The following is a 16819-nucleotide window of genomic DNA, read 5'->3' on the forward strand; positions in this document are numbered from 1 at the left end:
CTCCTCACTTGTCCACGATGGTCGGGTACACGTGCTCGAAGCTGATCGCCTTGCCGAAGCCCGACGCCACGATGAACGTGATGCCGAGGGCCACGCCGAACAGCACGACGGCGAAGCAGAGGTAGCCGGCGACCGTGCCGATGATCGAGGTCGCCATCGCGTTGGCGGTGTCGTGGAACCCGTTCGTGAAGTCGAACCCGAGCGCCGTCACGATCACCAGAATCAGGACCACGGTTGTTTCGGTCACAACCAGATCGTCGCCCCGCCCACACATCCCGGCCACCGCTGCGACCGTGCCAACCCATGAGTTCGCCGACCTGTCACGCGCCGGTCATGACGACCTTGCCGGTGCCGTCGCGGCCGGTCAGGGACGGTCCGTGGCGGGGGCGAGGCGGCGGGCCGACTCGACGAGGTGGCTGCGGCCGGGCCGGGCGGCGAGCGCCCGCAGGTCGGGCAGGTCCAGCGACCGCCCGCCGCCGGCGTCGGCGGCGAGCGCGATGAGGTCGGCGAGGCCGGGCCGGGGCTTCGCGGCCAGCAGCGCCGGCAGCGCCGCCGTGATCGCCTGCCCACGGCGTCGCGGGCGCCGGCCTTGAACGCCTCCGTGAGCGGCTGAACCGTGCGCTGCAGCACGATCCGGTCCGCGCCGGCGGCCACGCCGAGCTCCGCCCCGACGAGGGTGCTGTCCCAGTCGGGGCGGGCGGCGAGCGTGACGAGCGCGTCGGCGGACGCCAGCCGCACGTCCTGCCGGCGGGAGGCGAGGGTGTACGCGAGGATCAGCGACATCGCCGGACCGGGCGGCCCGTCTGCGGCCGCGAGCCCTTCGAGGAACGCGGTGCCGGGGCTGCCGTACGCAACGAGCAGGTGGGGCTGGATGTGCGCGGCGGTCACCTCCCGGTGCGACGGCGCGACCATCGGCCACAGCGCCAGGCCGGGCAGGTGCGAGGCGCCGGTGACGCGCTGCGCGGCGGTGCGCGGGTCGGCGACCTCGGCCGGCAGGCCCGCGGGGTCCAGCATGGCGATCCGCCGGCCCGGGTAGTAGGGCTGGTCGGGCACGTCCTCGATCCAGGTCCGTGGCTCGGTGCCGTCCGCCAGCCGGTCCGCGAACCGGCGCCCGGCCGGCGACGTGAGCCGGTCGGCGGCCGCGTGGACGGCGGCGTCGACGGATCGGGGCAGCCGCAGCAGCGCCTGGGCCAGGTCCGTGTGGCCGGGCTGCCAGCCGTCGCGTTCGGCCTGCTGCAGCAGGCCGAGGACGCGACCGGGGTCGACGTGCCCGGCGACGGTGGCCGGGGTCGCCAGCAGCGCCGGTGGCGGGTCCGCGGCCAGCCGCGCGGCGAGTTCCGTGGACCGGCGCTGGATGAGCACGCCGAACGGGGTGACGTAGCGGTGCGCGTACGGATCGTCGTACCGTGGCGGCGCCGGCAACCCGGTGACCGCGGCGATCAGGTCGGCCCACGGTCCGGGCCACTGCGGCATCACCGGTCCCAGGACCCGGGCGGCGGCGGCGCGGTCGCCGCGGGCGGCCCACCGCAGCCCGTCAAGCAGCAGCTCGTGCCGGACCGGGTCGTCGTCGCCCCTGCGCAGCACGGTGGCGGTCACCGGCGAGCACCCAGGTCCAGCGGTGGCGGGAACTGCGCCGGCAGCGCGGCGACGAGCACCGCGACGGGTGCCGGGGCGGCGCGGCCGTGCCGAGGAGCGCGGCGAGGCGTTGCCCGACGGCGCCGTCAAGGGCCGGCACCTCGTCGCGCAGCCGCTCGCGGGCCGCCGGGGGCAGACCCGCCAGCCGCGGCTCGATCAGGTCGAGGGTGCGCCCGGCCAGTTCGGCCACCGGGTGGTGCAGGCCGACGACAAGCCCGTCGAGCAGGTCGTCGAGCGAAAGCCGGCGCAGCCAGGTGAGGTGGGCGCGGACCAGTTTCTTCTCCGGCCGGCTGAGCATCCCGGCGGTGATCTCGGTCAGCGTCGCCGCGTCCAGCGCGGCGGCGCCGTGCAGCGTCTGCAGGGCGGTGTACGCGTGCTCGGCGATCGTCGACAGCGGCGCGGCGAGCAGCCCGGTCAGCTCCTGCCGGTGCGCGGCCAGCTCGGCGGCGCCGGGCTCGAGCTGCTTGAGCACGGCGAGGTACGGCTGCAGCCCGGCCGGCCGCCGGCGCGCAGGCGGCGCAGGCACCCGGCGATGAGCGTGTCCCGCTCGATCCTGCCGGTAGCGGCGAGCTCCAGCAGCGCCGCCGGCCAGCCGGCTGCGGCGCCGGGGCCGACGAGCGCGGCGGCGACCTGGTTGTCGTCGAAGAGGTGCGGCAGCATCCGGTCGAACCAGGGGTCCTCGGCGAGGAACTCGGCGAGCGGGGTCCGGCGCGGCGTCGCGACGTAGCAGGCGACGGCCGCGGGCGCCTCGGGGGCGTCGGCGCCGACGGCACGCAGCAGCGGCTCCGTGAACGGCCACTGCGCGGCGGCGGCCCGGGACCGGATGCGGCGCAGCATGCCCCGGCCGAGGGTGGCGCACCAGTCGGCGCCACGGATCTGGAGCAGGCCGGGCACCGCGGCGGGCACCAGGTGCGCAGGCCGGCCGCGGGTCCACGGGGCGTGCAGCCGCTTGACCGCCTCGGCGGCCGTGCCGACGCACGCGACGACGGCGAGGGAGTAGGCGGCGTGCCGCTGCTCGTTGCGCCGGCGGGCGGCCTCGGCGGCCTGGGCGCGCAGGTACCAGATGTTGCCGCCGCTGCGCCGGATGCGTTCCCGCTGCCGGACGACCTCCTCGTCGAGCACCTCGAGCAGGCGTGGCGGTTCACCGCCGATCGGTGCGGCGCCCGCGTACGCGCGCAGGACCAGGAACCCGGAGCTGACCTCAGGCTCGGGTTCGGGCTCCGGGACCGGCTCCGGCTGCACGGGGATCAGGGTGTGCGCGTCCAGCAGCGGCAGCAGCGCCGCGCGGTCCTTGGCGTCCAGCGCGGCCAGCGTGCCGGCGAGCGCGTCGAGGTCGCCGTCGTCGATCTGTTCGAAGACCTCACGCACCCCGTTGTCCCGTCTGCTCGCTGATGATGGCCGCCACGACGTGCTTGCACGGGCCGCGGCGGCCGTGATGCTCCGCCCACCAGGCGCAGGTGCACGCGTGTTCGCCGCCGCGCCGGTGTACGAGGTACGTCTGCTCGCCGGAGACGACCTGGAAGCCTTCCGCGGTCGGCACGACCTTGCCGGTCGTGGCGAGGATGCGGGCGGCGGCGAGTCTCGGGTGCAGGGCGGCGACGAGGTCCGCCCGGAACGGCAGCGGCCGGTGGAACGACGTGGCCTCGCCGACGTCGTAGCCGACCTGCCCGGCGGTGGCAAGGGCGGCGAGCGCGGCGGTGACCCGCCGGGGGTCCCAGCCGGTGCGGGCGGCGACGGACGCACGGTCGACGACCGGGTCGGCGGCGAGCAGTGCGTCCAGCGCCGAGGCGTCCCCGGAGCCCTCACCGGAGGCGTCACTGAAGGCGTCGCCCGCGCCGAGGTCGGCCAGGAGCCGGCCGTCGCCGGCGAAGCCGTGCTGGGTCGCGGTCGACAGCAGGAGCGTGAACCGGGCCGTGCCGAAGTCCAGCACCCAGCCGCACACCTGCGTCGCCGCGCCGGTGACCGGCGGCGCGTACAGCGTCACCGTGCGCGCGAGGGGCAGCAGCGGGCGCAGCACCGACAGCCGGAACCCGTCGGCGACGCACACCGCGCCGGGTCCGGGCCGGGTCGTGGAACGCCATCCGGGCCCGGCGGGGACGAGCCAGCGGACCTGCCGTCCCCGGGCGGCCATCTCGGCCAGCAGCGCGACGGCCCGCCCGGCGGGCAGCGCCAGCCGGGCGTCCATCGGCAGCGCGTGCACGGCCACCTCGGCGAGCCCGCGCAGCCACCGGGCCGGCAGCGGCACCCGCTTCTCCACGATCGCGCCGTCGAGGGTGGCGACGGTGAGCTCATCGGCGCCGACGGACAGCCGCAGCGGGTCCTGCCCGCCGACGCGGGTCAGTGCCTGGTACAGCGGCGGGTTCACGTCGACGTTGGTGGTGCCGCGCCCGACCGGCACGTCCTCCAGCTCCGCGGCGGTGAGGTCGAGCCGGCCGTAGACGCCGCCGCACGTCGACAGCGCCTCGAACCGCAGCCGCTCGCCGTCGCCGGTCACGACCGGGTCGCGGCCGCGGCCGGTGCGGGCCGGGCGGAAGTCGGCGCCGGCGATGTCGGCGAGGGCGAGCAGGCCACCGGCGACGACCCGTGGAGTGCGCACGAACCCGGTGAAGAACGTCTGCTCCTCGACCCGGTCCGGGGTCGAGGTGGCGAAGGCGAGGTGGCCGCCGGCGAGCCCGGACGGGTGCCGGTAGACCTGGGTGTCGATGGCGGTCGCCGTGTCGGCCAAAACTGATCCCTCCGGGCCCCCGTGCGTGGACCCGAGCATCCTGCCACGCCGGGGCGCGCCGCACTGTCCCCTCTCCGGCCGCCGTTACGCCGGGGACGCCGCAGGGTGCGGCAGCACGTAGCGCACGCGGGTCCAGCCGTCGTGGTGGCTGACGGCGAACGCCTCGCACAGCTGCCGGGCGATCCACATGCCGCGCCCGCCGAGCGTCGTCTCGTCCGGCGGGCGGTAGCCGGCGAGAGGGTCGGCGGGGCCGGGGCCGTCGTCGCCGACCTCGCACACCAGCGCCGCCGGCGACACCCAGACGCGCAGCTCCCGGCGCTCGCCGCCGTACAGCACGGCGTTGGCGACGATCTCGCTGGTGACCAGCAGCAGCTCGTCGAGGCGGTCGGTGCCGTCCCAGCCGTGCTCGACGGCGAGGCGGCGCACCAGGTGCCGGGCGTCGGCGCCGTAGAGGAACGCGTCGTGGGTCAGCGTCGGCCGGTCCCCCATCAGCGCCTCCACCGGCATCCGTGCCAGCACGCCCGATCGACGAGGTCCAGCTCACCGGGCTCCACCGTACCCCGGTCGCGGCCGGCCCCAGCAAAGGGCATATGGACCATTCCGCACCATTCGGCCCGTTTTAGAGCGATCATGGCTGGGTGAGCGAGCACACCGAGGCACCGATGGCATCTGACAGCGGTCACTTCGTGCACGTCGCCCGGCAGCCGATCTACGACCGCGACGGCATCGTCGTCGCCGACGAACTGCTGTTCCGGGCGAGAGCGACCGCCACCGGCGCCGACCGCAGCGACTCGTTCGCCACGGCCCGCGTCCTGGTCGCGGCGTTCACCGAGTTCGGGCTGCGGGAGCTGTCCGGCGGGCGGGTCTGCTTCGTCAACCTGACCCGCGACTTCCTCACCGGCCGGCTGCCCCTGCCGTTCGACGGCACCCAGGCCGTCCTGGAGGTCCTCGAGACCACCGCCGTCGACGCCGAGGTCATCGCCGGCGTCACCGCGCTGGTCGAGCAGGGGTACACCATCGCGCTGGACGACTTCGTGCTCGGCGGCGGTCAGGAGCCGCTGCTGCCCCTGGCCACCTACGTGAAGATCGACATGCTGCACGCCTCCGAGCCCGAGGTCCGCGCCGCGGTCGCCGAGTGCCGCCGCCATGGGCACCTGCAACTGGTCGCGGAGCGCCTGGAGACCCCCGACGCGCTGCGCCTGGCGTTCACGCTCGGGTTCGAGCTGTTCCAGGGCGACATCCTGGGCCGCCCGCACGTCAACTCGACGGTCACGCTCGCGCCTGCGCGGCTGACCCGGCTGCGGATGCTGCACACGCTGAGCACCGACGACGTCGACATGGACGAGGTCGTCGACCTCGTCGGCCAGGACGCGGCGCTGAGCCTGCGCCTGCTGCGCGCCACCAACGCCGCCGCGACCGGCCTCAACCGGACCGTCTCGTCGATCCGCGACACCGTCGTCACGCTCGGGCTCAACCGCATCCGCCAATGGGTGACCCTGATGCTGGTCGCCGACCTCACCGAGGCCGACCCCGAACAGCTCAGCGGCGTGCTGGTCCGGGCCCGGTTCTGCCAGTTCCTCGCCGCCGGCGCGGGCGTGTCCGGCGACGTCGCCTACATGGGCGGGCTGCTGTCGGCGATCGCGGACCTCTTCGACGAGCCCGCCGACCGGATGCTGCAGGACCTGCCGCTGGACGCCACGCTCGTGGACGCCATCACCACCGGCCGCGGCCCGCTCGGCGCCGTCCTCGCCACCGGCCGGGCGTACATGGCCCCGTCCGCCGAGATGCCCGCAGCGGGCGCCCTGCCGGCGCAGGCGTCGATGGACACCGCGGACATGGCCATGGCGTACCTGTCCGCCGTCCGCGCCACCAACGTCACCCTCGCGGAGCTCACGGCCGACGTGTAGCCGCACCTGCTAGCGTCCTCGCCCATGTCGGCTTCAGGGGTGGTACTGGTCACCGGTGCGTCGCGTGGCCTCGGGGCGTCGATCGCGCGGACCCTGGCCGCCGCGGGCTGGGCGGTGGCCGTCAACTACCGGCACGGCGCCGAGGCGGCCGGTCAGGTGGTCGCCGGCATCCGTGCCGGCGGTGGCACCGCCGAGGCGTTCGAGGCCGACGTGACCGATGAGACGGCGGTGGCGGCGCTGGTCGCCGCGGTGACCGACCGGCTGGGCCCGGTCACCGCGGTCGTCGCCAACGCCACCGGCCCGCAGCCGGAGGTGGCCGTCGAGGACCTCACCTGGGACGACCACCTCGGGCAGCTGCTGTTCTTCGTCAAGAGCCCGACCCTGCTGGTGCGGGCTGCGCTGCCGGCGATGCGGGCCGCCGGCTCCGGCCGGGTCGTGCTGATCGGCTCCGACATGGTCGACCGGGCGCTGCCAGGCTGGTCGGCGTACGTCGCGGCGAAGGCCGCCCAGGTGGGCCTGGCCCGCACCTGGGCGCGGGAGCTCGGCCCGCACGGCGTGACCGTCAACGTCGTCGCCCCCGGCTGGGTCCCGGTCGAGCGGCACGCCGGCGTCGCCGAGGACGAGCTCGGGCACTACGTCGCCGAGGTGCCGCTGGGCCGTATCGGGCGCCCCGAGGACGTCGCCGGCGCGGTGCGCTGGCTGCTGTCGGACGCGGCGTCGTTCGTCACCGGCGAGCGGGTGACCGTCAACGGCGGGCACACCATCGGCTGACGTTCACCGCTGGATCGACTTCGTCTCCAGGTACTCCTCCAGGCCGAAGCGGCCGAACTCGCGGCCGTTGCCGGACTGCCGGTAGCCGCCGAACGGCGCGAGCGGGTTCCAGTGTGCGCCGTTGACGTCGACCTGGCCGGTCCGCAGCCGCCCGGCGATGCGCAGCGCGTGCTCGTCCTCGCCGAACACGGCGCCGCCGAGCCCGTACACGGTGCCGTTGGCGATCTCGACCGCGTGGTCGTCGCCGGTGTACGGGATGACCGCCAGCACCGGCCCGAAGATCTCCTCCTGGGCGATGACGGCGCGCGGGTCGACGTCCGCGAAGACCGTCGGCCGCACGTACGCGCCGGTTTCGAGCCCGTCGACCGGGCCGGGGCCGCCGAACGCCAGGGTGGCACCTCCGGCGATGCCGCGCTCGATGTAGCCGGTGACGCGTTCCTGATGGGCCCGTGTCGCCATCGGCCCGATCCGGGTCGCCTCCGACAGGGGGTCGCCGACCGTGTACCGCGCCGCCGCCGCGACCACCATGTCGACGATCTCGTCGTGGCGGGCGGCGGGGACCAGCATCCGTGACAGCGCGCCGCAGACCTGGCCGCCGTTGGCGAACGCGCTCGCCAGCCCGTGCTCGACGGCGCGGGGCAGGTCGGCGTCGTCGAGGATCACGTTGGCGGACTTGCCGCCCAGTTCGAGGGTGACCCGCTTGACCGTCTGCGCCGCGACGGCCGACACCCGCCGGCCGGCGCGGGTGGAGCCGGTGAAGGACACCATGTCGATGCCGGGGTGCGCGGCGATCGCCTCGCCGACGACCGGTCCGGTGCCGTGCACGACGTTGAACACGCCCGCCGGTACCCCGGCCGCCGCGACGACCTCGGCGAGGATCTGCGCGGTCAGCGGCGCGACCTCGGACGGTTTGAACACCATCGTGTTGCCGGCCAGCAGCGCGGGCGCCAGCTTCGACACGATCTGCTGCAGCGGGAAGTTCCACGGCGTGATCGCCCCGACGACGCCGATCGGCTCGCGCAGCACCAGCGACGTGCCGATCTCCTCCTGCCACGGGAAGTCCGCGGCGAGCCCGGCGAAGGAGCGGGCCACCGCGACCGGGAACGCGGCCTGCGCGAACCGGGACAGCGTGATGGGCGCGCCCATCTCGGCGGTGATCGTGGCCGCGAGCTGCTCCGCACGGGCTTCCAGCCCGTCGGCGACGCGGCCGACGAGCCGGGCGCGTTCGGCCGGTGGGACGGCCGCCCAGCCGGGGAAGGCCGCGGTGGCCGCGGCGACGGCGGCGTCGACGTCGGTGGTGGTCCCGGCCGGTACCTCGGCGACGACCTCGCCGGTGGCCGGGTTGACGACGGGAATGGTGGCGCCCGTGCCGGCGACGGCGGTGCCGCCGATCCAGTGGGCGGGTGCGGTGCGTGTCGGTGTGCTCATGCCGTCGACCGTGCCACCGGTCCGCGGCCGTAGGCATGCCACGCCGATCCGCGGATCCGCGGTGCTGTGACGCCGATCGCAGGACCGCCGGTACATGGATCCGCGGATCGTGCGGGGGCAGGCTTCAGGGATCTGATCGGGAGGAGACTGGACGTCGTGGACCGGGCCAGACTCGCGGACTTCCTGCGCACCCGCCGGGAGGCACTGCAACCTGAGGACGTCGGCCTGCCACGTGGCCGGCGGCGACGCACCGGCGGGCTGCGCCGCGAGGAGGTCGCGGTGCTGGCCGACATGTCGATCGACTACTACAGCCGCCTGGAGCAGCAGCGCGGCCCGCACCCTTCCGGGCAGATGCTCGCCGCCCTGGCCCGCGGCCTGCGGCTGTCGCTGGAGGAGCGCGACCACCTGTTCCGGCTCGCGGGGCACGCCACACCGCACCGTTCCCTGCGCGCCGACCACGTCAACCCCGGCATGATGCGCATCCTGGACGGCCTGCACGACGCGGCGGCCCGCGTGGTGAACAACGTCGGCGAGACGCTGCGGCAGACCCGCCTCGCCGCGGCGCTGCTCGGCGACGACAGCGTGCACACCGGGCTGGCACGCAGCATGCACTACCGGTGGTTCACCGACCCGGCGACGCGGCTGATCTACCCGCCGGAGGACCACGCGACGCACTCCCGGCTCATCGCCGCCAACCTGCACGACGTGCACACCCGCGACGGCCGCGACTCCCGGGCCGCCGCGATCGTCGACGCGCTGCTCGCCGCCAGCCCCGAGTTTGCCGGGCTGTGGCGCGAGCATCCGGTCGCGGGGCCCTACTGCGCCCCGAAACGCATCCAGCATCCGCGGCTCGGCGTGCTGGACCTGCACTGCCAGACACTCGTGGACCCCGACCAGTCGCAGCTGCTGGTGGTGTACACCGCCGCGGCGGGCAGCGAGTCGCACGAGAAGCTGCAACTGCTCGGCGTCATCGGCGACCAGCGCCTGCCGTGACCGGCGCTCAGCCGCCGAGCGTGTCCGGGCGCTGCCTGGTGCCGGGGATGTCGCCGGCCTTGCCTGCGACGCCGGCCCGCGGGTGCGCAGTGGACCGCCCGAGCGTCTTCGCCGTCGCGGTCGTGAACGTCTCCGTGTACTGCGCGTCGTCGTACGCGCCCGGCACGGAGATGGCGTCGCCGAGCGGCTCGATCAGGTCGTTCTTCAACGCGAGCGGGCCGCGGCAGCGAGCAGCGCGGAGCGGCGGGTCAGTCCGAACGACGCGATGTCTCCCCAGGAGGTCGTCGACCGCCTCCCCCGGTGATCATCGCGAGGAGTGTAAGGGCACCTCGCGTCCCGTGAGTACCTCCGCGATCCGCGCCGCGGCCGCCGGGGCGGTGAGGATCGTGTAGTGGTTGCAGTCCGCGATCAGCTCGGCGCGCAACGTGCTCTGCCGCGTCCAGTGCTCGACGAGCGGTTGCGGCAGGATGCCGGGCTCCTGGCCGAACATGCCCCGCGGCGCGTACAGCAGGTCGGCGGGGAGCCGCAGGCCGCGCAGGTCGTCGCCGAACGTGGCGGCGTTGACGATCAGGTCCCGGCCGTCGGCGGCGACGGCGGCGGGGTCGACCCGGGAGCGGATCGCCCCCGGGTCGCCGGTCGCGTCGTAGCGGACGTACGCGTCGAGGTCGTCGCTCCACGACGCGGCCAGGGCGGGATGGTTGCGGAAGACGTCGACGTACGCCTCCTGCGTGGGGAACGTCATCCGCAGCCGGAGGATCGCCGGGCCGAGGGTGGCCTCCAGGACCGCGTCGGGGTCGGCGCCGGCCGGGACCGGCAGCGGCAGGCCGCCGTCGATGAGCACCAGGCGGGTGAACAGGCCGGGGAACCTGGTCGCGGCCCGCAGCGCCGCGTACGCGCCCATCGACTGGCCGGTCAGCACGACCGGGCGGCCGACGTGCTCGGCGGCGCTTGCCAGGTCCCCGGCGTGGCGGTCCATGCCGTACGGCCCCGGCAGGGTGTTGCTGCGGCCGCGGCCGCGCAGGTCCACGGCGAGCAGCGACCAGTCCGGCGGGAGCGCGCGGGCGACCGCCGCGAACGACATCGCCGAGGCGGTGATGCCGTGCGCGGCGAGCACGACCGGCCCGCCGTCGCTTGCTGCGGGCCCGGACCGCAGCGCGTGCAGCGGGCCGTCCGGCGTGGGGATCTCGACGGTGTGCATGGCCGGTGTTTCCTCCGTTGCGGTGATCTACGGGACGAGGGCGTTGCGGCGGACGTCGGACCAGGTCGCGGTGTCGGTGCACATGCCGCAGGACGGTCCGTAGAACTCCGCCCGGGCGGCGGTGTCGCCCATCAGCTGGAACCGGAACCAGGCGGTGGTCGGCGCCGCGAACGGCCCCGGGTCACCCACGACGGTGAAGTGGTCGGCGCCCCTGACCTCACCGTAGATCGCCGGGATGTGGGTCGCGTCGTTGTAGAACGCCTTCACCAGGAACGGGAAGACGATGCTGTCGTACTGCCCGGCCAGCAGCAGCGCCGGCACGTGCACGTCGTCGATGTCGGCGAGGGGGCCGGGCTGGATCGGCAGGATCGCGTCGATGCGCGGGTCGGCGCCGACCACGATCGCCGCGGCGCCGCCCTGCGAGTGGCCGGACGCGCCGATGTGCGCCAGGTCGACCTTGCCGCGGAAGACGCTGCCCGGGGTCGCGTCGGCCTGGGCGAGGGCGTCGATGCCGAGCCGCATCGAGATGCCGAGGTTGGAGGCGGGGGTGTTGGCGGCCGAGACGATGAAGCCATGGCTGGCCCAGTACAGCAGCAGGTCGCGGTACACCAGCGGCGCGGCGCCGGTGCCGTTGCCCCACACGATCACCGGGTGGCGGCGCGGGCTCGAGGCGATGTCGCGCGGGTAGTACAGGGTGTTGACGGCGCCGATCTGCACGGCGGTGGCGTAGGGGCCCGGCGCGTCCCAGGGGTCCTGGGTCGCGGCCGTGGCGGCGGCCGGCGTGGCGGGGATCAGCAGCGCCACCGTGCACAGCACGGCGGCAAGGCGGGAACGGTGAGACATCGTGCCTCCTCGTTGCTTGGGGGTTACCGAATCCTCACGCCTGCGCGCGCCCGCTGTCTGTGCGCACTTGCGGCAATCATTGACGCGCCGGTTTGGGCAATGTGACGATGCCGGGATGCCGGACCTGCATGATCGGATGGCCGGCCGGCTCGCCGACCTGACCCGCGAGATCGTCGCCGGATGCGCCGCCGACGTGCCGTTCTACCGCGGGCTGCCGGCCTCGACCCTGGACGGGCCGGTCCGCGAGTCGGTCGGCGCCGTCTTGGGCCTCCTGCTGAGGATGCTGCGCGACCCGGGCCCGCTGCGCCCGTCGGACCTGACCTGGGTGGTGGAGCTGTCCGCCCGCCGGGCCCGCGACCATCTGCCCCTGGAGGCGGCGCTTGCGGCGTACCTCATCGGTGCCAGGGCATGGTGGCGCACGGTCACCCGGGTCGCCGCGCCCGACGACCTCGCGGTGGCCGGTGCGCGCCTGCTGGACGGTCTGGCGGCGGTGATGCCCGCCGTCGTCCTGGCCCACCTCCAGGCCCAGGAGGACCTGCACAGCGAGGACCGGCGGACCCGGCGCGAGCTGCTCGCCGCCCTGCTGCACGGTGCGCCGTTCCAGTCCCTGGCGCAGGACGCCCGCGTCGAGGTCGGCCGCCGGCACACGGTGCTCATGCTGCGGTGCTCACCCCGCCCGCCGGACCGCCTGGTGCAGGTCGCGTTCGACGCGCACGCCGGCACACCCGTCCTCGTCGACCACGTCGACGGCGTCGCCCTGCTGCCCGACGGCGTCGAGGCAGGCGCCCTCGTCGCGAGCCTGCGCGAGGCCCTGGACACCGCCGTGCTGGCCACCGCCGCCGACGCCGCCACCCCGGCCGCGATCCCCGCCGCGGCCGCCGAGGCCCGCGAGGTCCTCGACCTGGTCACCCGCATCGGTCACCCGCAGGGGCTGTACCGCTTCGACGACGTCCTCGTCGAGTACCAGCTGGCCCGGCCCGGCCCGGGGCTGCGCCGGCTGGCCGCGAAGCTGGACCCGCTCGCGGAGCACCCGTATCTGCTGGAGACGCTGCGCACCTTCGTGCGCCACGGGCACAACCGGCGCCAGGCGGCCCTGGAGCTGCACATCCACCGCAACACCCTGGACTACCGGCTGCACCGCATCACCACCATGACCGGCCTCGACCCGGCCGTGCCCGCGCAGGCCAGGATCCTCGACGCCGCCCTCACCGCCGCGGACCTGCGCTGACCCGCGGCGCCCGCTATCGGTGGGTGGTGCCGTGCCCGCTGCGCTGGGCGAGACGGTGGAGCTGCCCGTCGTGCACTTCGCTGACCCACTCCCAGCCGGGCCTGGCCGACGGGCCGATCCGCGGGTCGCCGGGGGCGTGGCCGTCGCGCAGGGCGAGCACGTAGGCCCGGTCCCGCTCGATGCGTGCGTGCACCTCGCCGGCTCCGCCGACCGACCCGTGGCCGGGGACGACGACCTCGGCGTCGCCCGCCACGTCCTGCAGCAGCCGCAGCGCGGCGAGGTAGTCCCCGACCGGGTCGGCGGCGCCGTGCAGGTCGAGCATCGGGATCAGCACGTCGGAGAGCATGTCGCCGGCGACGAGCACCCGGCGGTCCTCGATGAACAGCGCCGCGTGGCCCGGGGCATGCGCGCGATGCTCGATGATCCGCACGTGCGGGCCGTCCCAGGGGATCCGCGCCGTCCCGTCGGGCAGGGCGGTGATGAGCCCGTAGAGGTCCAGCGCGACCTTCTCGGCGATGCCCGTCTCGGCCAGGTGTTCGGTGATGGCGGCCTTCGCGCCCGGGTCGGACAGCTCCTGCCGGACCGCGGCCGCGCAGCCGGTCGTGCCGTAGCGGGGTGCCTCCCCGAACCTGGGGTGCCACAGCAGGTGGTCCCAGTGCGGATGGGTCGAGAAGCCCACCACGACGGTCTGCCCCGAACCGGACAGGTCCTCGGCGAGGCAGGCCAGCTCGTCGTCCTGCACCCCGGCGTCGATGAGCAGCACGCCGTCGCGGCCCTGCACGACCACGGCATTGCTCTGGACGAACTCGCTCTCGTGGACCAGCACACCCTCCGCGACCTGCCTCAGCACGAGCCCGTCTCCCTTGCGTCCTGGATGGCGTAACGGTGCATCGTGACGCCCTGCTTGAACGATCGCTGCTCGATCAGGTCGAGGTCGATCGGCACGTCGTAGTCGTCGAACAGCGGCCTGCCGAAGCCGAGGATCGCCGGGTGGGTGAACAGCAGCAGCTCGTCGAGCAGCCCCGCCCGCAGCAGCTGCGTGGCCAGCGCCGCGCCGCCCACGCTGATGCTGCCCTCGGTGCCGGCCCGCAGGGCGGCGAGCTGCCCGATCGCGTCGTCACCGCCGATGACGCGGGTGTTGTGATCGGCGCTGCGGCGGGTGCGGGAGACCAGCACCTTGGGCTTGGCCGTCCAGAGCTCGCCGTATTCACGCATGTAGTCCGGCAGCGACGCGTCCTCGCCCGCCCGTGGCCAGAACTCTTCCATCACCTCGTAGAAGACCCGGCCGTGGACCATGAGCGCGAGCGCCCGCGTCTGCGCATTGGCCTCGCGGTGCAGCTCCTCGTCGATGCGTAGCCACTCGCCGGCACCGTTGTCCCCAGGCACCTGTTCGATCCGCAGGTCGAGGGACACCTGCATCGCATAGATGAAGCGGCCCATCCTCTTCCCGTCCCATAGTGATTGCGTTCTGCAACCACTATATTGGGGGCGAGGTACCTGTCAAGGAGGAACGGTGGAACCACGGTCCGGGTGTCCGATCAACGCCGCCATCGAGGTGCTCGGAGATCGCTGGTCGCTGCTCGTGCTCCGCGACGTCATCTTCGGCGACCGCCGCTACTTCCGGGCGCTGCTCACCGGGTCGGCCGAGGGCATCGCCTCCAACATCCTCGCCGACCGCCTCGTGCGGCTCGTCGAGGCGGGCATCCTCACCCGCGGCACCGCGGCGCGGGGGCAGCGCGCCCGCTACAGCCTCACCGAGGCCGGCATCCAGACGCTGCCGATCATCTACGCCCTCGGCAACTGGGGCCTCGACTGGCGCCCCGGCGGCGACGAGCTGCGCGGCCGGCAGCAGCGCATGCGCGATGGAGGCCCGGCGTTCGTCGAGGAGCTCATGGACGAGCTGCGCGTGCGCCACCTCGGCGCCACGCCGGGGCCGCACGACGGACCGGGCCCGTTCGATCGCCTCGACGCCACCGGCACGCCGCCGGGCCGGTGACCGGCACCGCGCACCGGCCCGCGACCGACGTTCAGGGGCCTGCCGGGCCGGGGGCGGCACCGGCCGCGATGCTCTCCATGGCGCGCAGCACGGCCTCGCCGTCGGCGGGTGAGATGTAGTCGGCGTCGAGCTGGATGGTGAGGCGCATGGTGCCCGGCGCGTCGTCGACGTGCACGAACAGCGGCTCGACCGCGGGTGCGTCCTGTTTGGACACCCAGCGCAGCCCGGACACCGACGGCGCGTCGTGCGGTGCGTCGAGGTCCCGCTCGCGGTCCGGGCCGCGGCGGTCGTTGTAGAAGCAGCCGATCTCGACCGGCGCGCCGCGGTCGGAGGCGACCCGGTCCAGCAGCTCGGCGACGTCGTCCGGGTCGAAGTACGCGTACTTGTACGCCGGCAGCGTCAGCCGCCTGGTCCGCTCCAGCACCTCGTCGAACGGGGTGCCGGCGACGTGCACCATGAGCAGCCCGGCCTGCACCAGGGTGCAGACCACGTCGGACAGGCCGGCGCGGAAGCGGTTGCTGACCGTCGGGCGGATCGCGACCGGGTCGACGCCGCTGACCTGGCCCAGCGCCGCGGCGTACAGCGCCACCAGGACCGTGGAGGAGTCGACGCCGGTGCGCCGCACGATCGCGCGCACCGCGTGGTGCAGGTCCGGGGAGACGAACTCGCCCTGCCAGTACCGCGGCGAGGTGCGCACGACCGGGTCGGGGAACCTGCGCGGGGCCAGGGTGCGCAGGATGCCGTCCCAGTAGCGCAGCGCCGCGGCGTTGTGCCGCCGGCCGGCCGGTGAGCGCTGCCAGTCCGCCTGATCCAGTGGCTGCTGCCCGGTGACCGGCGTGGCGTCGCCGGTGGACACGCCGGCCAGCATGACCGCGGCTCCGGTGGCGTCGACGGCGAAGTGGCTCAGCAGCGCCACCAGATGGGTCAGCCCGCCGTCCTTGCGCACGGCCGCCATCCGGATCGGCCACTCGGCGGTGAAGTCGAGATCGGTGTCGCGGTAGCGGTCGTGCACCTCGCCGGCCACCGCACCCGGGTCGCGTCCGCCGGCGTCGTACACCTCGAGCATGATCTCGCCCGAACCGGCCACCACCTGGACGGGGCGCCCGCCGTCGGTGAGCCGCAGCCGGGTGCGCAGCGACGGGAACCGGCTCAGCAGGTAGCGCAGCTCCCCGGCGACCCCGGCGACGGTGCTGTCCGCGGGCAGCGGCTGGACCCCGCCGAGCGGCAGCCAGGTCTGCTGCCGCTGGATGGCGCGCCAGTTCTCCGTCTGGCCCCAGGACAGGGGCCCCTCGCCGGCGCCGTCCCCCTCGAACCGCACCACGACCTGCTCCGGTGGCTGCATGCGCTCGTCCTCCGATGAACCTCGTGCTGCTGTGAATTTGCGGCAATCGAAGCGCAAAGCACGCACAACATTGCCGACTTATTGCTGAAGGTGATGTTCAAGGTTGCAGATTCGTCACTGGTCGTCAATCCGCCATCCGCCGCGGAACGGGCGGGGCCGGCACGGCGGTACCGTGGGCCGGTGCTGACGACCCGCGTCGGAGGTCCCGCCGACGCCGCCGCTGTCGCGCGCCTGTGGACCGTCGCCAACGTCGCCCGGCAGGCGCACCTCGGCCTGCCGCTGGGGCCCGTCGCCGGCGCAGTCTCCCTGACCGCCGCCGAGGACCGGGTCCGCGGGCGGCTGGCCGGCCCGGGCGCCGTGCTGATCCTCGGCTTCGCACGTGAAGCCTCAGGCAGTGCCCCAGGCAGTGCCGCCGACGGTGAGCCGGCGGCCATGGCGCTCGTCGTGCAGGCCCTCACCGACGACGGCGCCGGCACCGACCCGCTGCCCGGCCTCGCCCACGTGTCGATGGTCGCCGTGCACCCCGACCAGTGGGGCCGCCGCCTCGGCGGCGTCGTCATGCAGCGCGCCCAGGTGGAGGCCCGCCACGCCGGCTACACCCGGGCCCAGCTGTGGACGCACGAGACGAACCACCGCGCCCAGCGCCTGTACGAGCGCCTCGGCTGGGCACTGTCCGGCCGCACGACGGCCGATGAGCACGGCGAACAGATCCGCCACTACACCCGGGACCTGTGAGCCCGCCGCAAGGTTGCC

Annotated in this window: 19 protein-coding genes; 6 read left to right on the top strand and 13 right to left on the bottom strand. The window is 74.6% G+C overall.

What is annotated here, in order from left to right; genetic code table 11:
* Positions 1 to 4 precede the first annotated feature (4 nt).
* The 6 genes from OHA72_RS43965 to OHA72_RS43990 form a co-directional block, all read right to left on the bottom strand.
* A complete protein-coding gene (locus OHA72_RS43965) occupies positions 5 to 247 on the bottom strand; it encodes a hypothetical protein (RefSeq protein ID WP_327011971.1) in 243 nt (80 codons plus the stop codon).
* Positions 244 to 1596: a hypothetical protein gene (locus OHA72_RS43970; protein ID WP_327002036.1), complete on the bottom strand. Its 1353-nt coding sequence runs from the start codon at positions 1594 to 1596 to the stop codon at positions 244 to 246. Before OHA72_RS43970 ends, OHA72_RS43965 begins: the two co-directional genes overlap by 4 nt.
* Positions 1535 to 2107, bottom strand: a complete 573-nt coding sequence (locus OHA72_RS43975; protein ID WP_327002037.1) for a hypothetical protein — start codon at positions 2105 to 2107, stop codon at positions 1535 to 1537. Before OHA72_RS43975 ends, OHA72_RS43970 begins: the two co-directional genes overlap by 62 nt.
* A complete protein-coding gene (locus OHA72_RS43980) occupies positions 2050 to 3003 on the bottom strand; it encodes a hypothetical protein (protein ID WP_327002038.1) in 954 nt (317 codons plus the stop codon). Before OHA72_RS43980 ends, OHA72_RS43975 begins: the two co-directional genes overlap by 58 nt.
* Entirely contained in the window at positions 2996 to 4360 is a 1365-nt protein-coding gene (locus OHA72_RS43985) for an SWIM zinc finger family protein (protein WP_327002039.1), read from the bottom strand. The genes OHA72_RS43980 and OHA72_RS43985 overlap by 8 nt, the downstream gene beginning before the upstream one ends.
* 84 nt (positions 4361 to 4444) lie before the next feature.
* Entirely contained in the window at positions 4445 to 4879 is a 435-nt protein-coding gene (locus tag OHA72_RS43990) for an ATP-binding protein (RefSeq protein ID WP_327002040.1), read from the bottom strand.
* A gap of 143 nt (positions 4880 to 5022) precedes the next feature.
* Between OHA72_RS43990 and OHA72_RS43995 the strand changes: the two genes are divergently transcribed.
* Together OHA72_RS43995 and OHA72_RS44000 are read left to right on the top strand one after the other, a co-directional pair.
* Positions 5023 to 6267 carry an EAL and HDOD domain-containing protein gene (locus tag OHA72_RS43995; protein WP_327002041.1) on the top strand — a complete coding sequence of 415 codons (1245 nt, stop codon included), beginning with the start codon at positions 5023 to 5025 and terminating at the stop codon, positions 6265 to 6267.
* Between the two features lie 24 nt (positions 6268 to 6291).
* Positions 6292 to 7038 (top strand): SDR family oxidoreductase, encoded by a 747-nt coding sequence (locus OHA72_RS44000; protein ID WP_327002042.1) that lies wholly within the window; start codon positions 6292 to 6294, stop codon positions 7036 to 7038.
* A 3-nt stretch (positions 7039 to 7041) separates the two neighbouring features.
* On the opposite strand, the gene OHA72_RS44005 is transcribed toward OHA72_RS44000, so the two are convergent.
* Positions 7042 to 8466: an aldehyde dehydrogenase family protein gene (locus OHA72_RS44005; protein WP_327002043.1), complete on the bottom strand. Its 1425-nt coding sequence runs from the start codon at positions 8464 to 8466 to the stop codon at positions 7042 to 7044.
* Between the two features lie 156 nt (positions 8467 to 8622).
* Here OHA72_RS44005 and OHA72_RS44010 point away from each other — a divergent pair, with 156 nt between their 5' ends.
* Positions 8623 to 9459: a helix-turn-helix transcriptional regulator gene (locus OHA72_RS44010; RefSeq protein ID WP_327002044.1), complete on the top strand. Its 837-nt coding sequence runs from the start codon at positions 8623 to 8625 to the stop codon at positions 9457 to 9459.
* A 7-nt stretch (positions 9460 to 9466) separates the two neighbouring features.
* Here the strand turns inward: OHA72_RS44010 and OHA72_RS44015 are convergent, their stop codons facing one another.
* The 3 genes from OHA72_RS44015 to OHA72_RS44025 form a co-directional block, all read right to left on the bottom strand.
* A complete protein-coding gene (locus OHA72_RS44015) occupies positions 9467 to 9667 on the bottom strand; it encodes a hypothetical protein (RefSeq protein ID WP_327002045.1) in 201 nt (66 codons plus the stop codon).
* Between the two features lie 96 nt (positions 9668 to 9763).
* Complete coding sequence (locus OHA72_RS44020) at positions 9764 to 10657, bottom strand: alpha/beta hydrolase (RefSeq protein WP_327002046.1); 894 nt, start codon at positions 10655 to 10657, stop codon at positions 9764 to 9766.
* A gap of 27 nt (positions 10658 to 10684) precedes the next feature.
* The gene (locus OHA72_RS44025) at positions 10685 to 11500 is read right to left on the bottom strand and encodes an alpha/beta hydrolase family protein (RefSeq protein WP_327002047.1); all 816 of its coding nucleotides are present in this window, start codon (positions 11498 to 11500) and stop codon (positions 10685 to 10687) included.
* A gap of 115 nt (positions 11501 to 11615) precedes the next feature.
* Between OHA72_RS44025 and OHA72_RS44030 the strand changes: the two genes are divergently transcribed.
* Complete coding sequence (locus tag OHA72_RS44030) at positions 11616 to 12728, top strand: PucR family transcriptional regulator (RefSeq protein ID WP_327002048.1); 1113 nt, start codon at positions 11616 to 11618, stop codon at positions 12726 to 12728.
* Between the two features lie 13 nt (positions 12729 to 12741).
* On the opposite strand, the gene OHA72_RS44035 is transcribed toward OHA72_RS44030, so the two are convergent.
* Both OHA72_RS44035 and OHA72_RS44040 read right to left on the bottom strand, forming a co-directional pair.
* Positions 12742 to 13578: an MBL fold metallo-hydrolase gene (locus tag OHA72_RS44035; protein WP_327002049.1), complete on the bottom strand. Its 837-nt coding sequence runs from the start codon at positions 13576 to 13578 to the stop codon at positions 12742 to 12744.
* Positions 13572 to 14168 carry a dihydrofolate reductase family protein gene (locus tag OHA72_RS44040; RefSeq protein ID WP_327002050.1) on the bottom strand — a complete coding sequence of 199 codons (597 nt, stop codon included), beginning with the start codon at positions 14166 to 14168 and terminating at the stop codon, positions 13572 to 13574. The genes OHA72_RS44035 and OHA72_RS44040 overlap by 7 nt, the downstream gene beginning before the upstream one ends.
* 73 nt (positions 14169 to 14241) lie before the next feature.
* On the opposite strand from OHA72_RS44040, the gene OHA72_RS44045 reads away from it, so the two are divergent.
* Positions 14242 to 14724, top strand: a complete 483-nt coding sequence (locus OHA72_RS44045; RefSeq protein WP_327002051.1) for a winged helix-turn-helix transcriptional regulator — start codon at positions 14242 to 14244, stop codon at positions 14722 to 14724.
* A 31-nt stretch (positions 14725 to 14755) separates the two neighbouring features.
* Here the strand turns inward: OHA72_RS44045 and OHA72_RS44050 are convergent, their stop codons facing one another.
* Positions 14756 to 16066 carry a condensation domain-containing protein gene (locus OHA72_RS44050; RefSeq protein ID WP_327002052.1) on the bottom strand — a complete coding sequence of 437 codons (1311 nt, stop codon included), beginning with the start codon at positions 16064 to 16066 and terminating at the stop codon, positions 14756 to 14758.
* A gap of 180 nt (positions 16067 to 16246) precedes the next feature.
* Between OHA72_RS44050 and OHA72_RS44055 the strand changes: the two genes are divergently transcribed.
* The gene (locus tag OHA72_RS44055; protein WP_327002053.1) at positions 16247 to 16801 is read left to right on the top strand and encodes a GNAT family N-acetyltransferase; all 555 of its coding nucleotides are present in this window, start codon (positions 16247 to 16249) and stop codon (positions 16799 to 16801) included.
* The last annotated feature ends 18 nt before the right edge of the window (positions 16802 to 16819 follow it).

Origin of the sequence: Dactylosporangium sp. NBC_01737 (assembly GCF_035963215.1) — a bacterium.
Classification (GTDB): Bacteria; Actinomycetota; Actinomycetes; order Mycobacteriales; family Micromonosporaceae; genus Dactylosporangium.